The sequence below is a fragment of the Exiguobacterium sp. USCH10 genome (assembly GCF_037619445.1).
GTDB lineage: Bacteria > Bacillota > Bacilli > Exiguobacteriales > Exiguobacteriaceae > Exiguobacterium > Exiguobacterium aestuarii_A.
The window spans coordinates 678264-699989 of the sequence record NZ_JAQPZO010000001.1 but is presented as its reverse complement, the minus strand read 5'-3'; the positions used below and the strand labels follow the sequence as shown (position 1 = coordinate 699989).

General features: G+C 47.9%; 24 protein-coding genes. 15 read left to right on the top strand and 9 right to left on the bottom strand.

All coding sequences use genetic code 11. The features are described 5' to 3' along the window. Positions 1–20 precede the first annotated feature (20 nt). The gene (gene pulA, locus PQI28_RS03585) at positions 21–2018 is read left to right on the top strand and encodes a type I pullulanase (protein WP_339962550.1); all 1998 of its coding nucleotides are present in this window, start codon (positions 21–23) and stop codon (positions 2016–2018) included. Between the two features lie 14 nt (positions 2019–2032). Here pulA and PQI28_RS03580 read toward each other — a convergent pair whose 3' ends face one another. Beyond that, entirely contained in the window at positions 2033–2197 is a 165-nt protein-coding gene (locus PQI28_RS03580; protein WP_074034904.1) for a YycC family protein, read from the bottom strand. 130 nt (positions 2198–2327) lie between these two features. Between PQI28_RS03580 and PQI28_RS03575 the strand changes: the two genes are divergently transcribed. From PQI28_RS03575 to PQI28_RS03565, 3 genes are all read left to right on the top strand, one after another. Then, entirely contained in the window at positions 2328–3128 is an 801-nt protein-coding gene (locus PQI28_RS03575) for a hypothetical protein (protein WP_339962549.1), read from the top strand. A gap of 90 nt (positions 3129–3218) precedes the next feature. Next, on the top strand, positions 3219–5342 hold the full coding sequence (locus PQI28_RS03570; protein ID WP_339962548.1) for an MMPL family transporter: 2124 nt from the start codon (positions 3219–3221) through the stop codon (positions 5340–5342). A gap of 248 nt (positions 5343–5590) precedes the next feature. Then, positions 5591–6223, top strand: a complete 633-nt coding sequence (locus tag PQI28_RS03565) for a YitT family protein (protein ID WP_339962547.1) — start codon at positions 5591–5593, stop codon at positions 6221–6223. A gap of 12 nt (positions 6224–6235) precedes the next feature. Here the strand turns inward: PQI28_RS03565 and PQI28_RS03560 are convergent, their stop codons facing one another. Continuing rightward, positions 6236–6691 carry a hypothetical protein gene (locus PQI28_RS03560; protein ID WP_339962546.1) on the bottom strand — a complete coding sequence of 152 codons (456 nt, stop codon included), beginning with the start codon at positions 6689–6691 and terminating at the stop codon, positions 6236–6238. Between the two features lie 134 nt (positions 6692–6825). Between PQI28_RS03560 and PQI28_RS03555 the strand changes: the two genes are divergently transcribed. Continuing rightward, positions 6826–7011, top strand: a complete 186-nt coding sequence (locus PQI28_RS03555) for a hypothetical protein (RefSeq protein WP_339962545.1) — start codon at positions 6826–6828, stop codon at positions 7009–7011. Positions 7012–7120: 109 nt separating this feature from the next. Next, entirely contained in the window at positions 7121–7843 is a 723-nt protein-coding gene (locus PQI28_RS03550; RefSeq protein WP_339962544.1) for a YwiC-like family protein, read from the top strand. Here PQI28_RS03550 and PQI28_RS03545 read toward each other — a convergent pair. From PQI28_RS03545 to PQI28_RS03535, 3 genes are all read right to left on the bottom strand, one after another. Then, positions 7840–8787 (bottom strand): DUF4003 family protein, encoded by a 948-nt coding sequence (locus tag PQI28_RS03545; protein WP_339962543.1) that lies wholly within the window; start codon positions 8785–8787, stop codon positions 7840–7842. The genes PQI28_RS03550 and PQI28_RS03545 overlap by 4 nt on opposite strands. A gap of 88 nt (positions 8788–8875) precedes the next feature. Beyond that, positions 8876–9307, bottom strand: coding sequence for a YbjN domain-containing protein (locus tag PQI28_RS03540; RefSeq protein WP_015880528.1), 432 nt, complete (start codon positions 9305–9307; stop codon positions 8876–8878). A 67-nt stretch (positions 9308–9374) separates the two neighbouring features. Continuing rightward, the gene (locus tag PQI28_RS03535; RefSeq protein WP_015880529.1) at positions 9375–9641 is read right to left on the bottom strand and encodes a metal-sensitive transcriptional regulator; all 267 of its coding nucleotides are present in this window, start codon (positions 9639–9641) and stop codon (positions 9375–9377) included. A 278-nt stretch (positions 9642–9919) separates the two neighbouring features. Here PQI28_RS03535 and PQI28_RS03530 point away from each other — a divergent pair, with 278 nt between their 5' ends. The 5 genes from PQI28_RS03530 (at position 9920) to PQI28_RS03510 (ending at position 15377) form a co-directional block, all read left to right on the top strand. Next, the gene (locus tag PQI28_RS03530) at positions 9920–10225 is read left to right on the top strand and encodes a rhodanese-like domain-containing protein (RefSeq protein WP_214695982.1); all 306 of its coding nucleotides are present in this window, start codon (positions 9920–9922) and stop codon (positions 10223–10225) included. After that, positions 10222–12687 carry a CoA-disulfide reductase gene (locus PQI28_RS03525; protein ID WP_339962542.1) on the top strand — a complete coding sequence of 822 codons (2466 nt, stop codon included), beginning with the start codon at positions 10222–10224 and terminating at the stop codon, positions 12685–12687. Before PQI28_RS03530 ends, PQI28_RS03525 begins: the two co-directional genes overlap by 4 nt. A gap of 204 nt (positions 12688–12891) precedes the next feature. Beyond that, on the top strand, positions 12892–14337 hold the full coding sequence (locus PQI28_RS03520; protein ID WP_339962541.1) for an alanine/glycine:cation symporter family protein: 1446 nt from the start codon (positions 12892–12894) through the stop codon (positions 14335–14337). A gap of 84 nt (positions 14338–14421) precedes the next feature. After that, positions 14422–14877 (top strand): hypothetical protein, encoded by a 456-nt coding sequence (locus tag PQI28_RS03515; RefSeq protein ID WP_274665124.1) that lies wholly within the window; start codon positions 14422–14424, stop codon positions 14875–14877. 53 nt (positions 14878–14930) lie between these two features. Next, on the top strand, positions 14931–15377 hold the full coding sequence (locus PQI28_RS03510) for a hypothetical protein (RefSeq protein WP_339962540.1): 447 nt from the start codon (positions 14931–14933) through the stop codon (positions 15375–15377). A 38-nt stretch (positions 15378–15415) separates the two neighbouring features. On the opposite strand, the gene PQI28_RS03505 is transcribed toward PQI28_RS03510, so the two are convergent. Next, on the bottom strand, positions 15416–16435 hold the full coding sequence (locus tag PQI28_RS03505) for a metal ABC transporter solute-binding protein, Zn/Mn family (protein WP_339962539.1): 1020 nt from the start codon (positions 16433–16435) through the stop codon (positions 15416–15418). A gap of 173 nt (positions 16436–16608) precedes the next feature. Between PQI28_RS03505 and PQI28_RS03500 the strand changes: the two genes are divergently transcribed. The 3 genes from PQI28_RS03500 to PQI28_RS03490 all read left to right on the top strand — a co-directional run bounded on the left by PQI28_RS03500 (position 16609) and on the right by PQI28_RS03490 (position 18694). Beyond that, a complete protein-coding gene (locus tag PQI28_RS03500; RefSeq protein WP_074034302.1) occupies positions 16609–17544 on the top strand; it encodes an alpha/beta hydrolase in 936 nt (311 codons plus the stop codon). Positions 17545–17607: 63 nt separating this feature from the next. Continuing rightward, positions 17608–18207: a histidine phosphatase family protein gene (locus tag PQI28_RS03495; protein WP_214785633.1), complete on the top strand. Its 600-nt coding sequence runs from the start codon at positions 17608–17610 to the stop codon at positions 18205–18207. 10 nt (positions 18208–18217) lie between these two features. Then, a complete protein-coding gene (locus PQI28_RS03490) occupies positions 18218–18694 on the top strand; it encodes a DUF456 domain-containing protein (RefSeq protein ID WP_214696004.1) in 477 nt (158 codons plus the stop codon). 75 nt (positions 18695–18769) lie between these two features. Here the strand turns inward: PQI28_RS03490 and PQI28_RS03485 are convergent, their stop codons facing one another. Then, complete coding sequence (locus tag PQI28_RS03485; protein WP_214696006.1) at positions 18770–19243, bottom strand: YwpF-like family protein; 474 nt, start codon at positions 19241–19243, stop codon at positions 18770–18772. Positions 19244–19356: 113 nt separating this feature from the next. Here PQI28_RS03485 and PQI28_RS03480 point away from each other — a divergent pair, with 113 nt between their 5' ends. Further along, on the top strand, positions 19357–19659 hold the full coding sequence (locus tag PQI28_RS03480) for a 7TM diverse intracellular signaling domain-containing protein (protein WP_214785634.1): 303 nt from the start codon (positions 19357–19359) through the stop codon (positions 19657–19659). 37 nt (positions 19660–19696) lie between these two features. Here the strand turns inward: PQI28_RS03480 and PQI28_RS03475 are convergent, their stop codons facing one another. Together PQI28_RS03475 and PQI28_RS03470 are read right to left on the bottom strand one after the other, a co-directional pair. Beyond that, a complete protein-coding gene (locus PQI28_RS03475) occupies positions 19697–21142 on the bottom strand; it encodes a nicotinate phosphoribosyltransferase (RefSeq protein WP_214760806.1) in 1446 nt (481 codons plus the stop codon). A 22-nt stretch (positions 21143–21164) separates the two neighbouring features. Beyond that, complete coding sequence (locus PQI28_RS03470) at positions 21165–21698, bottom strand: cysteine hydrolase family protein (protein WP_074034315.1); 534 nt, start codon at positions 21696–21698, stop codon at positions 21165–21167. Between the last annotated feature and the right edge of the window lie 28 nt (positions 21699–21726).

Genomic DNA, 21726 nt, shown 5'->3' with positions numbered 1-21726 from the left:
AGCAGTGAAGGAGTGAAGAGATGGAACGTACAATGGATCAACATACACATGCAGACTTAGATCACGTTGCCTATCACGGGAAAGACCTTGGGGTGACGTTTAAAGGGGAACAGATTCGACTACGTGTCTGGTCTCCGGTAGCGGAACAAATGTCGGTCAAGTTATATCGCACAGCCCGTGCACGTAAGTTTGAACGACTCGAGCTCGAACCGGCTGAGAAGGGGACTTGGGTCATTGAACTCGACCGCGCCCTGTTCGAAGGTCAATTTTATGTATTTGAAGCAATGATTGATGGGAAGAAAGTAGAATCACTCGACCCTTATGCAAAAGTCGTCGGAGTGAATGGGAAGCGTGGATGTCTGCTTGATCCGGCATCCTTGAACCCGGACCATTGGATTAAAGAACGTCCGCTATTCAATTCTTCACAAGAAGCGGTCATTTATGAAGCGCACGTTCGTGATTTGACGAGTCATCCGGAGAGCGGGGCCACACATCGTGGGAAGTTCTTAGGCATGACCGAGACGGGGACGACGACCACGAGCGGTTACCCGACCGGACTCGATTACATCACATCGCTCGGTATCACACATCTTCAATTGATGCCATTCTTTGACTATGGGTCGGTGAACGAATCACGCGAGAGCGAGGATAACTATAACTGGGGATATGATCCGGTGCATTACTTTGCCGTCGAAGGATCATACGCTTCGTCAGCAGACGATCCGGCGACACGAATCATTGAACTAAAAGCGATGATTCAAGCCCTCCACGATCGAGGCATCCGTGTCATCATGGACGTCGTCTTCAACCATACGTACGATGCGTTGACGACACCGCTCGGTCAATTCGTCCCGGATTATTACTATCGACTAAATGAGGACGGAACACTCGCAGACGGTTCAGCATGTGGGAATGACACGGCATCTGAGCGTGCGATGATGCGTAAGCTCATGGTCGAATGTGTCACATATTGGGCGAAGGAATTCATGATTGACGGATTCCGTTTCGACTTGATGGGATTACATGATGTGAAGACGATGAATCAAATTCGGAAGGCGCTTGACCGCGTCGACCCATCCATTCTGGTCATCGGAGAGGGTTGGGATTTAGACACACCACTCCCGGTCCGTAAAAAAGCGAATCAACACAATGCGCATAAGATGCCACGAATCGCGCAATTTAACGATGGGATTCGTGACGGTGTCCGTGGAGACGTTTTCATCGAGGACTTACCAGGCTGGGTGAGCGGCAACACAGACATGACGGCTGACGTGAAAAGGGGAATCGCTGGCGGGATTACGAGCCAAAGTTTTGCCGATGAACCGAACCAGGTCGTCAACTATGTCGAATGTCACGATAACTTGACGCTTTGGGACAAGTTGTCCGTGACGAACCCAGAAGATGATGAGACGACACGCCGTCGCCGCCATCGTTTGGCGACATCAATCGTGCTTCTCGGACAAGGGATTCCGTTCCTCCATAGTGGGCAAGAGTTCTTCCGGACAAAGGATGGAGACGAGAACAGCTTTAACTCAGGTGAGGTCGTCAACCGTGTCGACTGGACACGTGCAGAACAAGAAGCGCCGAGTGTGGAATATGTGAAAGGTCTCTTGCGCCTGCGGAAACAGTATCCGCTCTTCCGACTCGAGAACACGGAACAGATTCGAAAACACTTACGTTTCTTCGATGAAGAAGAAGGCGTGATCGCATTCGAGTTGAGCCGCCACGTCGAAGGGTATGTAGAACGACATGTCGTGTATCATAACGCGTTAGAGGAAGCGGTCGAGATCAAACTTCCGTCCGGTAAGTTTGAAGTAAACGTGGAAGACCATACCGTCAATCTGACGGCGCCGCGTCAAATTGAAGACCGTCATCTGACAGTCGCACCACTATCGACACTCGTGGTGACGGAGCGTCGTCCGGACTACAGCAAATACGCTGTTGCCGGAGGTGCTGCACTCGCCGTGCTCGGTGGTCTCTGGTACGTATCGAAAAAACGAAAACGTAAAGAACAGTAACCAAAAAGGAGACGTTAATCCGTCTCCTTTGGTGTGTCTTCCTCTGTTTGAGATGCCTCGAGTTGCATCATTTTTTGAACGAGAATATGCTTTGGCATATGCATCAATTCTTCGAGCGGGACGTTCAACTTTTTCGCAAGCTCAACCGCGGTCTCTGGTGATAATTGTAATGGGCGCATCGGTATACTCCTTTCTGAACCATTCATCTATACCGACAGTATACAGGAAAATCGAAAATGTGTTGAACGAACACATTCAAAATCGAATTTCGCTTCGGTCGTTGCTAAGCTGAAATTAGGAAGTGATCAAATGTACAAACAAACAGCAGACTTTCAATTTCATCAAACGATCGAATGGTTAGAACGTGTCGGTGAAGGTTGGATGTTGTACTTGGCGCAAACCGGATTTTTGTTCTTTGACGAGTCGTCCCAAATTCGCTGGGAGATTGACTGGGCTTGGACACCGTGCGCCCTATATGTGGATCCGAATGCGACGCGTGCCGTGGCATGGTTCCGAGAAAAAGGACTTTACGGAGTCATTGATTTACAAAAAGGACAGATGGAGACGCATGCGATTCCACAACGTTTTAACGGTGACTGGTTTAGCAATTTGCACTATTGGCAAGGCGATGACATCTTCTTATATTCAGCCGAATCGGATGTCGTGGCTTTGAATCTCCACGATCATACGTTTCGATATAGTCGCTACGAAGAAGTTCCGCTCTTTGGGAACATCATCGAGCTGGCATATCAAGGGACGTATGATTTTGAACGATTCACACCTGAAACATGTGTGACCTTATTTGATGAAAACACACATCACTTTTTAGTGGAGAATGTGAAAACGAATGAACACTGGCGTATTCCGTATAAAGGGGACCGTGATACGGTCATCCTCGATCAAGTCGGCGAAACGACGGCAATCACTTCGACCGAAGCGTTCCAACTGTTTCGTCGAGAAGAAGAACTGTTTTGTTCGACTGTGTGTGCGGACAATCAATTGCTGAAGGTCATGCTGTTAGATGACCGAGGAGACCGACTCGTCGTCTTATCCGCACCACCACGATTTTGCCATAGTTGGCTTCAAGTCTTTGAACGACAAGAATCCTGAACCGAAACAGGTTCAGGAATTTTTTGTGAAGTGATGATGAATGAAGAGAGAAACGGGAAGTAGATGGTTAGACAGGGAGGAGTGACAAAGATGGAATGGTTAGGTAGACAGTTGGTTCGCTTTCGATATGGAGTACTACTCATTTGGACGATTTTACTCGCAGGGTCGGTCTATTTTGGGCTGCAGCTCCCGGGTGAGTTGAGAGGAAACGGCTTCGCGATTCAAGACGGGCGATTCCAACAAGTAGAAGATACGTTGAATGAACGGTTCGACCGTGCCGGTGCCTCGATGATCGTCTTGTTTGAAGGCGGAGAAATAGAAACGGTCATGGACGAACAACAGCAACGGTTCGAGGCAATTCGGTCGATTGATGGTGTCATTACGCCGTCAGAGAATCCAGATGCTCGTTCAGGCGACGTCTCGTACTTTGTGCTTGAATTTGAAGACTATGAAGCAGCCGAATCTTCGATTGAGGCGGTTCGTGACGCCCTGATCACAGACACAGATACAGAAGTGCGGTTGACTGGGGAACCGGTATTTGCAGACGACTTGAACGAGGCGTCGAAAAATGACTTGATTCGGGCAGAATTGATTGGGATTCCGGTTGCTCTCATCGTATTGTTACTTGTTTTCGGAACGCCGCTCGCGGCACTCATGCCGTTGCTCGTCGGACTCATCACGTTCATAGTAGCGGCAGGCTCTCTATTCTTTTTTGCGCAAAACATGGAATTATCCATATTCGTTTTGAACGCCGTGGCGATGATTGCCATTGCGCTAGGGATCGATTTCTCATTGCTCCTCGTCAATCGTTACCGTGAAGAGTTGACGCGTGGGCAATCGAGAGAAGAAGCTATCGTCCGAACGGTGGCGACGGCAGGACGCTCAATCCTCTTCTCTGGATTATGTGTCTTTGTCGGATTGGCCGGTCTACTCTTTATCCAGGTCGATGTCTTCCAGGCAGTCGCACTCGGTGCGCTCATTGCTGTTGCAGGGGCTGTTTTGTCCGCACTGACACTCTTGCCCTCATCTCTTTACTTAGTAGGGGACGCTTTGAATAAAGGGCGGATCATCAAGTCTGACGAAACGAAGTCAGAAAAACGCTGGCAAAAGCTTGCCCGCTTCGTCATGAAGCGACCTGTGACGATGACGCTCGTTGCGTTATTGTTACTGCTACCGAGCCTTTGGTTCGTCCGTGACTTAGAGCTGAACATTCCGGACGCAGATGCGCTCCCGACTTCGTATGAATCACGGGCGGCACTTGAGCGATTTGACGAAGTGTTCGGAGAAAACTCAACCGATGCGGTCATTTTGTTCGAAGCGAATGATTTGACGGACCCGATGATTTTAGAAGAACTGACAACGCTCAAGGACGAGTTAAACGAAGTAGGGATTGTCGATAACGTCTCGACCTTTTTGACAACGTCAGGTTTGACGCCTGAAGCGTTCACGCAACTCGTGGAGGCGGCCCCAGAACAACTCGCTCCGCTTGAACGTCTCGTCACGCTTGATGGAAATACGGATCTCGCCCTCGTCAACGTGAGTTTCGATGTACCACCGAGTGACAAGGAAGCACAGGCATTTGTCCGCGATTGGCGAGATCAAGGATTTGAGGTCGGTGGACCGGCTGCTTTTAACGAAGAGATTTATGATGAGATTTACGACAGCATCCCATATGCAGTGATCACCGTCATTTTGGCGACGTTCTTCATCCTCATGTGGGCATTCCGATCCATCTTGATTCCAATCAAAGCCATTCTCATGAATGTACTCGGTCTCGGAGCAACGTTCGGCTTACTCGTCATCATCTTCGAATCCGGTTATGTATATGACGCGGAGACCATCAGTATTTTGACACCGGTCTTCATCTTCTCACTCGTCTTCGGATTGTCGATGGACTATGAGGTGTTTCTCGTTTCACGAATCGAGGAATACTACCGAGAGACAGGTGACAACGACTATGCGACAGAGATGGGACTGGCGAAAACGAGTAAGATCATTACCTCGGCTGCCATCATCATGATTGTCGTGACCGGTGCGTTTGCCTTTACGGGTGTCAGCCCGATTAAACAGCTCGGTGTCGGGATCGCCCTCGCCATCTTTATCGATGCGACCATCATCCGGATCCTGCTCGTTCCATCCCTTATGAAACTGTTTGGGGATTGGAACTGGTGGTGGTTCGGAAAGAAAGATTTACCGAAACGTAACATGCACTAAAAGTAAAATTCATGAACTGAATCAAAATGTGTGGTAAACTACGTACAAGATTACGCGCAATTTGAGAAAGGAAGGTCTTTATGGACACCGAGAGGACGTGGCCTCTGTTCCAACTTCCGGACTTCTAGCGTTGAATGATCACCATGACGTGTATCAATCAACAAACGGAAGATCGGAGATGGAACAGATGGAACCGCAGCTACGACTGAGGATCCTCCTCTCCGTCAAGAACGGGGAGGACAATCGGAATGAAACGAGTTGCTACCATAGTGCTCGGAACGCTGATCATGGCGTTCGGTTATTATTATTTGAATGAACAGTTTGGTTTGGCGGAAGGTGGATTCGTCGGGTTATCGCTACTCGGTCGCTATCTATTTGATATCGACCCGGCGATCTCGATGATCGTGCTCGACGTCCCATTTTTTATCATCGCATTGTGGTGGAAAGGATGGCGTTTTGTCGGGCAGGCGGTGCTAGCCGCTTCGTCCTTATCGCTCAGTTATGCGATGTGGGACCGTCTCGATTTGCTCACGTTTGATATTCAAGTATGGCCAGCGACGTTATTCGCTGCCATCGCGAGTGGGATATTGACCGGATATGGTCTCGGTCTCGTCTTGAAGTCAGGCGGAGCGACCGGTGGCGACGACTTATTCGCCCTCGGATTATCGAAATGGACAGGCGTGTCGGTCGGTACGATTTTAATTGTCTTTGATGTGATCGTCCTTGGGATTTCACTCATTTATTTACCATTATCGAACGCATTGTATACGCTCGTCGCGGTGTCAATCGCCGGACGGGTCGTCACCAAGATGCTTGTCGTCGATGAGCCGAAAGCGACACCTGTCGTACCAAATTGGACACCAAAAAACGATCTCGCGTGAGATCGTTTTTTTTTAGTTCATCGAAGCCGCGACGTCAAACAAATCCTGCTTCGAAAGTTGATGTCCGCTGTAGTCGATTGCGTATTCGACGCCATCTCGTTGCCAGCTGAGAATAGTGAGTTCATCGGACTCATTGAGGTAGACAGGCGAACCTTGAACGGTTTGTGCGTACCGTTCCCACTCTTCGACATGGTGCCATCCGAGTTCCGTAGTCGCCCATATGCTCATAGACTCCTTTTCATTTTCATAGACGAGTTCGACCCGCCCTAGGCTGACCAGATGTGCATATTCGGTCTCAGCGACAAAAGGGAGGTGCGTAGGAAGATGAATCTCGAATGGGACAAAAGAAGTCGTTGCGTGAATCGGCAAAGGGACTTCGCTTCGACCGATTAAGAGTAGAATGAAACTTATACCAAGGATGCCTTTAAAAATGAATCGGCCTTTTCGGTCTTGTGGTAGTAAAGACATGATCAACGTTCACCTCACTGAACAATTTGTAAACTTAGTATAAATGATAGATTTGGTTAAAACATACAAAAAATAACTTTTTGTTCACTGGAGATGATATCATAAAGGATGATTAGAAATGAGAGGTGCATCTTATGAAAAATCGAAATCTCGTAAACTTTAGTATTCTCGTGTTGCTAATGGCAGTGATGGTGATAAATAACATTGAAGGATTGCATACGTTCAAGACGTTAATGAATAGTTTTGCAATCTTAACGTTATCTGTCATTGGCGTTGTGTACGCGACAAACTATGTGAAACGTAAGAAACAGGCAATGTGATGAAATAGGTGGCTGAGGCTACCTATTTTTCTTTTTTATTATCTGTGGCAAATCTCACAGCGTATGCTATCACCATCCATTACACTGATGAATGAAGGAGTGAAGTGTGATGAAATGGATGATTCCAACACAACATGGAGCATGGTCGATGCTCATTTTACCGTTCGTTCTTGGAGGAACGGCTGGAGGATGGAGGTGGACACATATACCTTTTGCCATCGCGTGGCTATTTGTCTATATGGGTACGTTTTTTTTATTCCAATACATCAAACAGCGAAAGAAATCGCGTGAGCTTTTACGCACAGTGATGATTTATCTGATGATTGCTACCTTAGCTATCATTCCTGTTTTATGGGTGCAAACGCGTCTCATCTGGTTCGCTTTCGCGATGATTCCATTCGGTCTCGTGAACGCCTACTTTGCCAAAATCAAAGATGAGCGGAACGTGTGGAACGACGTCAGTGCCGTCACGTCATTCTGTATCGGAGGAATGGCGAGTTATTACCACGGGGCACACATCTTTGATGAAACGATTATATGGGTATTCGTTTTACCATACCTCTATTTCCTGGGAAGCATCTTTTTCGTCAAGACGATGATTCGGGAAAAGAAGAGCATCATGTACCGAAATCTTTCTTGGGGATATCATATGTTACTAATCATCGTGTTTATTACACTTGGATATCCTCTACTCGCATTGGCTTATGCACCGAGCCTGATACGCGCTGTTTGGTTTTACGGCAAAAAAATCCCAATCATGAAGATTGGAATCTTGGAAATTGCGAACTCTATATTCGTACTGACGTGTCTTACGACCTATCTTCTGATTTAGTTCGTAGACGAAGAAGTACTGGCAATGACGGCGGCAGTTGTCGCAGCGGTCATTGCTTGTTGCATCGCCAGCAAGTGGGCGAAGGTCCCGTGTAGCAACAAATCATTCGCCTCTCCCGTGATGTGGTCGGCAGCTACGAGTTGAAGTGCGACAAGCACGCTATGTGTGTTGAACCAGCGCTGCTTGTCCTTTTCGGCATTCACGATTTCCTGAATGGCGTGCACGGCATCCGCATTCGGTTCCGAGACAATGCTCAGCAAAGCGAGCGCCGGTAACTGCTCACGGCGAATGGATAGTTGGATGTCGTCTAACTGCGATTTCCATGCCAGCAGTCGAGAGACCGCTTCTTCTGGTTCAGACTCGCTGAATGTCAAAAGATGCGAGACGAGTTGCAGTTCGTTCGATTTCGGTAGCCGATCTTTCAATAACGTATAATGCTGCTCGATCCGTTCGTTTAAATCGATGACGTCGTCAAAGGCTTGAACGAGCACGAGTGCCGATAATAAGTCTTCCTCGCTCGTCAACCAGGGATGATGTTGTTTGAACGTTTGATATAAGTCAGTCGCTTCATCGAGTCGTCGTTCAGGTTCCTCTACATTGATCAGTTGATTCGCTAAAAAAGGTCGTAATGAACTGAAGCGGAAATGCTTTCGGTCGAGTAACGTATCAAGTCGAAGGACCTCGTCGATTGCGGTCCCGATGTCTTCATATTTGGCATCGAGAAAAGAGAGCCAGACGAGGTTTTGAATGCCCCTAAACTTTGAAAACATCTTCGTTTTTTGTTTCAATGTATCGCGTGCGTTCGAAAATCGAGATGCCTCGAATGGGGTGTCGTGAATCGCATAATGAATGGCCATCAAGCGTCGGAAGTCATCCGTCAGTTCCCACTTCGTCGTTTCCTTGATGGCGTCTAACGCCTCTACATATCGTTCATAACGTGTCATATCGAATCGCCTCCTTGGTCAACCATACGAGCTGGAGTAAAAAGATGTTTCAAAAAAGCCGCCCGGAAATGTTCCGGACGGCTTTTCATTATTGTACTTGTGTGTACAGTTTTTGCATGTACTCGTTCACTTCATCGGCCGCTTGGAACATCATGAATGAATGTTGCAAGATAATCTCTGGTGAGAAACCGAGATCGAGGTCGAGTGTTGATGCGAGTGTGACATCACGATCGCTGTCGAGTACGCAACGGAAGTACTTGAACTCCTGGTTGAACTCGTTCAAGGCATTTAGAATCGGTAAGTCTTCTACATAGTCTGGGACGTGCGTGACGGTCGCAGCGTATAACTCAGCGTCTGTCGTCTTTTTGTTAAAAGCGATAATCATAACGGGCTGAGCCCCGGATTTTGTTGTTTCACGCGTCAAAAACGTGACGTGCGTTTCAGTGTCGCTCTCTTTGAACGTCATGTTGCGTTCAGCGGCGAGCGCTCTAAATGATTCTACTTTTTCTTCGAAGTTCACAAGGAAATCCCCCTTAGTAAGTCGTTACTCTAACTTTCCCCCATTTGGACGGGGAAAGCAAGGGGAACTAGCGTTTCATCAACATTTTAATGGCTTCTTCGACCGTTTCTGACGTATCTTCGCCATCCGCTTGCGCTGTGATGATGCATTGTTCTAAGTTCTTGGCCACGATAATCGTCGAGGCGCGGTCGAGTGCAGAACGTGCTGCGCTCAGTTGTGTCACCACATCACGACACTCCTTGCCTTCTTCCATCATGCGGATGATGGCACGAATTTGTCCTTCCACTCGTTTCATGCGATTCAATACTTTCGCATCGTATACATACGGTTCCATATCTTTCACCTCTATAGTAAAAATTGTTCAGTTACCCAACTATTTCTTATGTAGGCTCATCTTAATACATGGGGGAGTATGTGTCGAGCATCAACTACTTTATGAAGGTGTGATGAAAAATTCTACATTTCGTCAAACTTATTTCTTGCATTTGAATACCTAAGGGGGTATATTAATGACGTGGAAGCGAAATGTTCAATAAATCACAAACTTTATTGAGCGCCAGCTACCAAGCCGAATGGTATAGATGGAATCGAAAATAGAAAGGTAGATTAATGATGAAAGCATCTGCTTTAAAACGTCAAATGGATTTTGAAGTGCCTGTAAACATTGTCGACGTTCGTGAACGCGACGAGTTTCAAGAAGCGCATATCGAAGGTGCCAAAAACTATCCGTTATCAGAAATGACAACATGGATTGATACTCTTGACCCTGCTGAAGAATATGTCGTTCTTTGCCGCTCTGGTGCACGCAGCACGCAAGCGACTTGGCAAATGGAGGCAAAAGGCTATAAAGTGGTCAATATAGAAGATGGCTTGATGAGTTGGCCAGGAGAAGTCGTCAGAGGAGGAAATGGACAATGAGTAAAAAGATCGTAATCGTCGGTGGAGTAGCGGGTGGTGCATCTGCAGCAGCGCGTCTTCGTCGCTTAAATGAAGAAAATCAAATCGTCATGTTCGACCGTGGGGAGTACCTCTCATTCGCAAACTGTGGTCTTCCATATTACATCGGGGACGTCATTCAAGATCGTCAAAAATTGCTCGTCCAAACGGTTGAAGGGATGAACAAACGTTTTCAACTCGATATCCGTAATCTGACGGAAGTGGTTCAAATTAACCGAGACGAGAAAACAGTGACGGTGAAGCATGTTCAAACAGGCGAAACGTACGATGAGTCATACGATGTTCTCATTCTTTCACCAGGAGCGAAACCGATTCGACCAAACATCCCTGGAATCGACGAGGCAGAAGACATCTTCACACTTCGTAACATTCCGGATACAGATAAAATCCGTGGCTATGTCGATGACAAAGCACCAAAACACGCGACTGTAATTGGTGGGGGCTTCATCGGGATTGAGATGGCAGAAAACCTACGTGAGCGTGGCGTTGACGTCACCCTCGTCGAGATGGCGGACCAAGTCATGACACCACTCGACCGTGAGATGGTCGCACCGATTCATGAACATTTACGTCTTCACGGCGTCGAACTTCAATTGTCAGATGGCGTTTCTTCATTCTCTGAAAAAGGGAAGAAAGTTCATTTGACGAGTGGTCGTGTCATCGATACAGACATGGTCATCATGTCGATCGGGGTCACACCAGAGTCGACGATTGCGCGTGAAGCGGGACTTGAAACAGGTACGCGCGGTGCGATTCGTGTAAACGAAAAAATGATGACATCTGATCCATCGATTTACGCGATTGGGGATGCGGTCGAAGTACTCGACTATGTCTTCCAAGAGCCGACTGTCGTCCCACTCGCATGGCCAGCGAACCGTCAAGGTCGTCTCGTTGCTGACATCATCAATGGCCGTGACGTGAAATATAATGGAACGATGGGAACGGGAATCGCGAAAGTGTTTGATATGACGGTCGCATCGACTGGTTGGAACGAGAAACGTTTAAAAGCGGCTGGTAAGACGTATGAAGCCGTTCACGTGCATCCAGGCTCGCATGCCGGATACTATCCAGGGTCGACACCGGTGTCACTCAAACTCTTATTCCACCCAACGACAGGTGAGATTTACGGTGCACAAGGTGTCGGGATCAACGGAGTCGACAAGCGAATCGATGTCATTGCGACAGCGATGAAAGGCGGTTTGACGGTCCTCGACCTTCCTGATCTCGAACTCAGTTACGCACCACCGTTCAGCTCGGCGAAAGATCCAGTCAACATGATTGGGTATGTCGCTTCTAACGTCGTACTCGGTGATAACGAAGTCGTGCATTGGGATGAAATCGATGAGCTCGTGAAGAACGGAGCGACGTTACTTGACGTTCGTGACGAATCAGAACATGAACTTGGGAAGATTCCAGGATCGATCAACGTCCCACTCAACTCATTACGTGAAAACTTAGACAACTATGACCGAAACGAAACGATTTATGTGACGTGCCAAGTCGGTCTTCGTGGATATCTCGCATCACGCATCTTGCGTCAAAATGGCTTCAAGGTGAAAAACTTGAGCGGTGGCTATAAAACATGGTCACAAATCAATCGTGATTTCGAGGCGCTTGAAGAAGCGAACACATCAAATGAAACAGCGGCTACCGTTGTAGAAGAGGAGCCAACACAAATGACGAACGCACCAATCGGTGAAGCGGTCATGTTAGACACATGTGGTCTACAATGCCCGGGACCAATTTTAGAAGTGAATAAGAAAGTTGCAGAACTCGGAGAAGGCGAAACACTTCGTGTCCTCGCAAGTGACCCAGGGTTCTTCGCCGATATCGAAGCGTGGGCGAAGAAGACAGGTAACAAACTCGTCTCGAAACAATTCGTCAACGGACGTGTCGAAGCCATCCTTCAAAAAGGACAAGGTCCGGCTGCGCCACAAGCGGGCACTCCAGCTGGAGACGGCGCGTCGATGGTCGTCTTCAGCGGTGACCTCGACCGTGCGCTCGCATCTCTGATCATTGCGCAAGGTGCTGCAGCGATGGGGAAAGAAGTAACAATGTTCTTCACATTCTGGGGACTCAACGTCATCCGTAAGCCAGATGCACCTGAAGTGAAGAAACAAGGTCTTGAGAAAATGTTCGGTATGATGATGCCAGGACATGCTGGTGAACTTCCACTCTCGAACATGAACTTCGGTGGTGTCGGTCAAAAAATGATGAAGAAGGTCATGAGCGACAAGAATGTTCCTTCTGTCGAAGAAATGATCAAGTCAGCTCAAGAGGCAGGCGTAAAAATGGTAGCCTGCACGATGTCAATGGACGTCATGGGCATCAAAGAAGAAGAGTTGATTGATGGGGTCGACCTCGGTGGTGTTGCGGCGTATCTCGGTGCAGCAGAGGGCGGCAACTTAAACCTCTTTATCTAAATGAAACTGTATAACGAATCGGGTTGCGATCGGCAATCCGATTCGTTTTTTTTTGTTGGTGAGACGTGATTCGAAGGGAGTTCTTATATACAAGAAAACGAATTAATATTGCAATTTTCGTATAATTTACCTATAATTCTAGTCATGTTAAAAAAGTTAACATGACTTTTTCTGTTGAGATTTTTAGAATGATGGAGGATTAGTATGGAGAAATTTGTAGAGAATCTCGTTTCACAGGCGAACGATTTGTTATGGTCGCAAGTGCTCATCGTTGTTCTTGTCGCATTGGGTATTTATTTCACGATTCGTATGGGCTTCGTTCAGTTCCGAATGATTCCTGAGATGTTCCGCCTTTTGTTCAAAGAAGGAACGACGCGTGAGAAAGGTCAAGTGTCTTCGTTCCAAGCGTTCGCGATCGGGACGGCAGCACGTGTCGGCACAGGGAACATTGCCGGTGTGGCGACAGCGATTGCGCTAGGTGGCCCAGGGGCGGTCTTTTGGATGTGGCTCATCGCTTTGATTGGAGCGGCATCTGCATTTGTCGAAAGTACATTGGCACAAGTGTATAAGATTCGTGACGGACGCACATGGCGCGGAGGTCCGGCTTACTATATGGAGCGTGCGCTCGGTCAACGTTGGCTCGGTGTCTTGTTCGCGATTTTAATCACGTTCTCATTCGGATTCGCGTTCAACTCTGTTCAGTCGAACACGATTTCACTTTCTGTGAGTAATCAATTCGGCATCAGCACGACAGTCGTCGGGGTTGTCCTCGCCATCATTACGGCAGTTGTCGTATTCGGTGGGATTCAATCGATTGCGCTCTTGTCGAGTATCATCGTTCCAGTCATGGCGGGTGGCTATATTTTACTCGCGATTTGGATTATGGTGACAAACGTATCCCTCTTACCAGACGTCTTCAGCCTCATCTTCTCAGAAGGAGTTCTTGGAATCGAGCAACTCTTCGGTGGTGCAATCGGTGCGATGGTACTCCAAGGGATTCGTCGTGGTCTCTTCTCGAACGAAGCAGGTATGGGTTCTGCGCCGAACGCCGCTGCGACAGCGGAAGTATCACACCCTGTTAAACAAGGGTTGATTCAATCGTTCAGCGTATTCGTGGACACATTGCTCGTTTGTACGTCGACAGCAATGATCATTTTGATTTCAGGTGTTGCCGGTTCAGAATCGTTCGGTGGTGTCGAATTGACGCAAGCGGCATTGACAGCAGAAGTCGGTTCGGTCGCGACATCGTTCTTGACGATTGCGATCTTCTTGTTCGCTTTCAGCTCGATTCTTGGTAACTACTACTATGGCGAGACGAACATTCAGTTCATCTCGGACAAAAAAATCTATGTCACGCTCTATCGCATCGGTGTTGTCGGAATGGTCTTGTTTGGTGCGGTCCGCTCTGCAGGGCTCGTCTGGTCGATCGCTGATGTGTTCATGGGCCTCATGGCACTCGTCAACTTGTACGCAATCTTCCGCTTGGCGAAAGTGGCTCGAGCCGTTCTTGACGACTACTTGTCACAGCGTCGAGCAGGACAAGATCCGGTCTTCTATGTCGACTCGGTAGAAAACCTTCCAGGTCGTGAGTATGTAGAAGCTTGGGAAAGCGAAACAGAAGAACAAAAAACAGGAACAAGTCGTTCTTGATGAATGGAACCGTCTACGAATTCACGTAGGCGGTTTTTTTACGTATACAAGACGGGTAATGTCATAAAAAGGGGGCGTTCATGTATGGAGACGACGCATTATGTACGTGTTTCCCCAGAAGTTTGGGTGTCATTTAATCAAGATCCGGAGATGATTTTAGACTGGTTGATTCATATGCATGAGCAATACCGTGATCGGGACGATACGTTAACGCTCCCGAATGTCGAATCGTTTCAACGCGTGCTCAGTCAAATCGAGGTGTATATCGATGGGGCTGACACATACAATATGGAAATGGCGCTCGTCGGTGAGGAGTTAATTGTGAATGAAGCACAGGCAGTCGTGGTCGGGATCTTGACCCCACAGCTACTTCACATCGTCAAAGACACGTTGCATGCGTTCGGACGGGACGATGTGAAAGACATGGCACTCGTACCGAAAGAGGAGTTTGAGACGATTTGGGAAGATTGGACAAAGTTGCAACAGTTCTGTGAGACGGCTGCATCCCAAGAAGAACTTGTCCTCATTTATTATGAGTAAAGATGAATCCACCATGGTATAATGTAAAAAAATGGATAAAAGGGGATTCGATCATGGACGTGTTCGGCACACTCATTTGGGTTGGTATTCTCATCAACCCGTTTCTCGCCTATCAAACGAAACGCATATCACTTTATCGCATCACACTCACCTTATTCATCGTATTCTTGGTGACGTGGGGGTATGCTGTAGCGGGCGGATCAGTACCGACCCTATTTGACACAGCGTGGAGTTTGCTGTTCATCGCTTATGTTAGTCTTTTGGTGTTGAATAGTTACTTCGTCAGCAAACGGTTTGTTCCAAATATGACATGGTTTCGTTTTAGTGTGATGGGCCTAAGCGGAGTCGTCATCAGTCAAGTGTGGTTCGGACTGAGCACGGACAACTGGGAGTGGTCATCCTTCATGAATGGGGACGTATGGATGATGAGTGTGACCGTATCACTCCTGCTCCTTCTTTTCGTCACGATGAAAACGCTGGACCGCCGGATCGAAGTATAAAAAATCCCGAAACGAATCAATTCGTTTCGGGATTTTGATTATTTCAAGGCTGTCTCGAGTGCCTTGACGTTTTCACGCATCAAGTCAAAATAGCTCTTGTCCATCTGTTCTTTTGTGACAGATTCCAAGTTGTAGATCGTTACGCTTTCTGCTCCGATTTCTTGCTTCACGACCTCAGCCACTTTTGGTGTGACCGTATCTTCGAAAGCAATATAGTTCAAATCGTGGAGACGCGCCTCTTCGATGATTCGTTTGAGGGCTTGTTGTGAAGGTTCTTCAGAAGGTGTGAGTCCGGCGATTGGCAACTGATCGAAACCATATCGTTCAGCCAAATAGCCGTATGCTGCGTGTGTGACGAGTAACTCCGACTTCGAACCATTCTCAACTGCTGCTTTCAATTCTGCATCGAGGGTATTCGCTTCGTCTTTAAATGCACTCAACCGTTCTGAGAACTCGTCTTTATAGTCTGGTGCCTCTTCGCTGAAAGCAGCTTCAACAGCTTCTGCCATTGAAACGGCATTCATCGGGTCGAGCCAGACGTGTGGATCGTATTGTCCATGGTCATGCTCATCTTCGTTATGCGCTTCTTCTTCATTGGCATGCTCGTCTTCAGAATGTCCTTCTTCTTCGTGAGCATGTTCATCTTCGGAATGACCGTCTTCTTCATGAACATGAACGGTATCGGCTGCATCAAGCAACGTCACGTCCTCTGCCGTTTTGACGAAAGCGACGTTTTGTCCTTCCAAGCTCTTCTCCATGGACTCGACGTAAGGTTCGAGGTCATGGCCGATTGTTAAAAAGAGGTCCGCATCTGCAATTTGAGTCATCTGCTTTGAAGTGGGCTCATATGTGTGTGGGTCTGCTCCAGGTGGAATGACCATTTCCACGTTGACACGGTCACCACCGATTTCCTCTGCCATTGACTTCAAAGCAAAAGTCGAAGCGTAAACCGTTAGTTTCTGATCTGTCGATTCGGATGCGTTGTCTCCTTCGGTATTCCCACACGCGCCAAGCAAAAGCGTGCCGGCCGCGACAGCGCCTAGCCAAGTCTTCTTCATCTTTCGTCGTCCACCTTTCAAATTATCTGAATATTAAATCGTAACTGTTACGTTTTATGACTGCGAGTAATATTATAGTGTGACCTTCGGAGCACGTCAAGTCCGACTTCTGATGGATAGATTTTTGAAAAAAGCGGGAATATGATTAAAAAAAGGAACGAGGAGTGGATTGTATGAGAAAGGAGACCGCCTGGTTTGTCGGGGGCGCGGCACTGGCCGCGGCGACGGCAGCCGGGGCCAGCGTGTGGAGTCAGTATGGGTCACTTGTCAGATGGCAAGAGCCTGAATTGCCGATTCGACCGACAACACGCCGGCGCCACACGTATACGTATAAGATTGTTAATGATCGTCCGCTCCAATTTGATTTGTATCTCCCACCAGGAGAGGGACCGTTCCCTGTAGCGGTCTATGCACATGGGGGAGCCTTTGTGAGAGGGAGCCGCAGCATGGTTACGCTGTTCCATCCGTTACTCGATCACTTTTTGGGGAAAGGGATCGCCGTCGTCAGTATCGATTACCGTTTATTTGAAGATGGGGTGTATTTCCCTGACAATATCATCGATGTCTCGGATGCGCTTAGCTATTTAAAGCAGCATGAATCATTGCTCACCCTCGATACAAGTCAGTTACTCGTGTGGGGCGACTCTGCTGGAGCAGCTTTAATGCTCGCTACTGCGCTCGATCGTCACAAACAATTTGTAGGGGAACTCGGGGATGACCTTCCGACAATCAAAGGAGTCATCGCCTTATATCCGCCGACAAACTTCTTGTTGTTCAAATTCATCCAAACATGGCTAGCTCATTTGAAGTTTTACGAGGGAAGCCGTGAAGAATGGCGTGAACTGATGGTGAAATGTTCACCAGTCTCCCATCTATATGCTGATGCCCCTCCGATTTTACTCTTACACGGGAAGAAAGATCCGATTGTGCCGTTTGGTCAAGCCCTTCACTTCGTCGAACATGCGAGTGATGTCGGCGCGAACGTTCAGCTCATCTCGTTTCCGAATGGAACACATTCGCTTGCGAGTTTCCTACAATCGGACAACCCGATCAAAGAAGAGCAGTTGATGGCGCGGATCAATCGTTTCATTGACGAATGTCTTGTCTGAAGTTGCGATTTTTAGGGAAGATGGTACGATGGGGGATGATTGAAAGAGTAAGGAGTGGAAGCAGTGACAGAGTTATGTTTAGTAAGACACGGTCAGACCGATTGGAATCGTTTAGAAATCATTCAAGGACGTGAAGACAATCCGTTGAATGCACTCGGACGCCAACAGGCAGAAGAGAGTGCAGCTTTTTTGGGTCAAGAAACATGGGATCTCATCGTTTCTAGTCCATTAACGCGTGCGGTCCATACAGCACAGGCAATTGCGACAGCCTGTGGAATCGAGCATGATGCGATTCGATTGGACGAGCGATTTATTGAACGCGAGTTTGGAGCAGCGTCCGGACAACCCGTGAAGGGCATTTATGAAGCGGTGCAGGCCGATGACGAGCGTCGCGTTCCGGGTCTCGAATCAGAGGATGAGATGCGTGCTCGCGTCCTAGAAGGAATGGAACATTTGGTAGAGATGTATCCCGGGAAACGGATCATTGTCGTCTGCCATTCGCATGCGATTAAAGCGGCGCTCTCGGCGATCGATGACACGTATACGTTCCGTCATGCGATGCGAAACGCCTGCTCGAACTATATCATCCATCAACATGGCCAGTTTGAGGTGAAGGCGATTAATGTTGCTGATCATATCACCGATCCGGCCATCATGAAATGAGGAGAATGTCATGACGACCTTACTATGGGTATTCATCATCGCATCATTTGTGGTTGCTTTTGCCGGACTCATTTACCCGGTCATTCCAAGCGTTCTGTTCTTATTTATCGGATACATGATTTACGGATTTGGTTTTTCATTTGAACCGTTGACCTGGACATTCTGGGTGTGGCAATCGGTCTTCCTCATCTTCTTGTTTGTGGTAGACTATGTTGTCACCAGAGCAACAGTGGATAAACGTGGGGGGTCAGAACGGGCGAAATGGGGCGCAACCATTGGCTTGATTGCTGGACCGTTCATCTTCCCGCTCGTCGGGGTCCTCATCTTCCCATTTGTCTTCGCATTTTTAGCGGAGTTGACACTCGGAAAGACGACACGTGAAGCATGGAGTATCGGTGTCGGAACGGTTCTCGCGTTTCTCGGCAGCACGCTTTTAAAAGTGATTGGAATGACGATGATGGTCATCTTGTTCTTTATCTATGTGTGAGGCGGGGGTCCTTTCTCCGTCTTTTTTGTTTGAGAGGGGAATCATTTTGGGGAAAGAAAAAACAAGGCCATTCGATTACTCGAATGACCCGGTTTTGACCAATTGATTGAAGGCAGAGCGACTGAACGATTGTTGGATCTCCACTTTCTTCTCGAAGAAGGCGGGTTTCAAATTCGACGTGGCGACCCCTTCTTGAATGAGAGAGTCGAGCACTTGTTTCGTCGCATCTTGTTTTGGATTCAACATGAGTCCCTCGGCGACGAACGTATGGTGATCGCTCAAGGCTCGTTCACTCGTGAAGGTCAAGGCGAGTGCGGCAGGCGCATTCGTCGGAGATGTGATGATGGCTTCAGCGAGGATGAGGATTCGTTTGTTTAAGTAATGGTGAAGGGTGACGGCCGATTCGGTCGGCACGAGCATCTCGAGCAACCATTCTGAATCATGTTCTTTCGAGATGATCAACCCGTCGAGCAAATCGATTGGTAAATTTAGTTCATTGCCGTACTCGTCTTGAACGAGACGGACTTGGACGAGGCGAAACGTTTTCATAGGATCGTTCCTTTCCGCGTTTTCTTTAGACCATCTTAACATAGTCTGACGAATAGAATGTGTTAAGATAACGGGGAAGAAACAGAAAATTAGAGAGTGAGGGAGGCATCAAGATGAGTTGGGTTGTTGGCGTAATCGGGTATGTGACGATTCTCGCAATCGTCTACTATGGTGTCCTTTTCTTCAAAGTGAAACGGGAGCGGAGTCGGGCCGGCTATCGAATCTTTCTTTTGCTTGCCGGACTATTTTTAGTCAGTGGGAGCGATTATATCATTGCACTGTTCCGAGGGGACACCGAAGCGACGTTTTGGCAACGAACCGTCTATTTTGTCTTGATATTGCTCTCTTTGTCGATGGCGCTTTACTTTCGGAGAAAAGAAGATCAAAGCCAAGCAGGCGAGATGACGATGGTATAAGCAAACGGTTGTGGGAATGTACCCACAACCGTTTTTTTTATTTCGGTACTCGCGTTTTGCGAATCATATCGAGTTTTAAATCCCAAAGTGGTTTACTGAACGTCACCGAGTACACTTCCGGCAAACGGAGGCGCTTATACTCTTCCCACAGTCCGTTCATCTGTTCATGATGGTAAGCGCGAATCTCGGTCGTGCTTGGAAGGTCGTATACACGTTTTCCGTCGAGGAAAATCGGTTGTAACAACCGTTTGACGTTAAAGTTGCGCGTCTTGATTTTGAAGGCAGGGTCGCGGACGTCAATCAAGTCGATTTCGCTATACGATTCGACGGGTTCGTCGGCAAGGGCGATATAGTCCCCTTTGAACTTTTTCGTCTCCTTATCGATAATGCGGTACAACTCTTTTTTATGAGGGGTCGTCGTCTTCACTTTAGAAGAAGACACTTTGATGACCGGTTTTAATTCCCCGGATTCATCCTCACGAGCGACCAATTTATAGACCATGCCAAGTGCAGGTTGTTCGTAAGCGGTGATTCCACGCGTCCCGACGAGGAACGTATCGGCTTCTGCACCTTGCATGCGTAAGTCTTGAATGACGTATTCATCTAAATCACCAGATACGACGATTTTGACATAGTCGAGACCGGCTTCATTCAATGCTTTCCGAGCACGTTTTGACAGATAAGCGAGGTCACCTGAATCGAGTCGGACAGACTTGAGGCGGTGTCCTTTCGCCTCGAGTTCTTTCGCGACCGTGATCGCGTTCGGAAGACCGGATTTGAGTGTGTCATACGTATCAATCAGGAGACTTGTGTTGTCTGGATACATCTCTGCAAACGAACGGAATGCACTCAATTCATCATCATGGAACTGAATGTCCGCATGTTCCATCGTCCCTCCTGTCGGCACGTCGAAATCACGTCCGGCAGAAACAAGGCTCGTCACGTCGAAACCGGCAATATAAGCGGCGCGTGTCCCGTAATAGGCGGCATCGACGCCTTGTGCGCGACGTGCTCCACCTTCGAGCAGTGTCTCGTTCGGAGCGGCCTGACGAATTCGGGCATACTTCGTCGCGATGAGTGATTCGTGGTTCGCGATATTGAGTAGCGCTGTTTGGAACAGTTTTGCTTCAAAGATGGTCGATTCGATTCGGACGACTTGCTCGTGTGGGAAGATAACCTCTCCTTCACGGACACTATATAGTGAACCAGTGAACTTAAAGTTTCGTAACACATCTTCGAACTCGTCTTCGAAACCGAGTTGCGCTTTTAAATAAGCAATGTCTTCTTCTGTGAACGAGACGTTCTCCAAGTAGTGGACAATGTTTTCGAGTCCGGCGAAGACGACATAGCCACCGCTGAACGGGTTCGAGCGGTAATAGAGGTCAAAGACGACCTTTTCGTTATGGCGACCTTGCTTCCAGTAGATATACATCCAGCGTGGGAGATAAAGGTCTGTGTGAAGTGCTAAATTGCGATGTAACATATGTTTTCCTTTCTGTTTTACGTCACTTTCCGACGACGGTCGCACCGAGAGTCGTGACGAAATGTTCGAGCGCCCATTCATGACCGACCGGGTTGAAGCTTTGGACGGCATCGGCGTGGACGACGATTTGATAACCGAGGTTGTAGGCATCTACGGCTGTATGGAGCACACAAATGTCTGTGCAGACGCCGACAAGATGAACTTCTGTAATCCCACGTTCCCGAAGACGAAGGTCAAGGTCTGTTCCGGCAAACGCACTGTACCGTGTCTTGTCGATCCAATGGTCGGCTGTTTTGGATGCTTCTTTCACTGCACCATACAATTCACGACCTTCCGTCCCGCGAATATTGTGAGGTGGGAACAACGTCGTTTCAGGATGGAACGTGTCGCCTGCATCATGGACATCGTTCGCGATGACGACATAATCCTCGGTCGAGAACGTTTTGATTAACTCGACAATCCGTTCTTCAATCTCTTGCCCGGGTTTCCCACAAGTCAAACGACCACTGTCTGCGATAAAATCAAATGTATAATCAATAACAATCAATGCGCGCATGGGAGATGCTCCTCTCTCGTAATCAAAA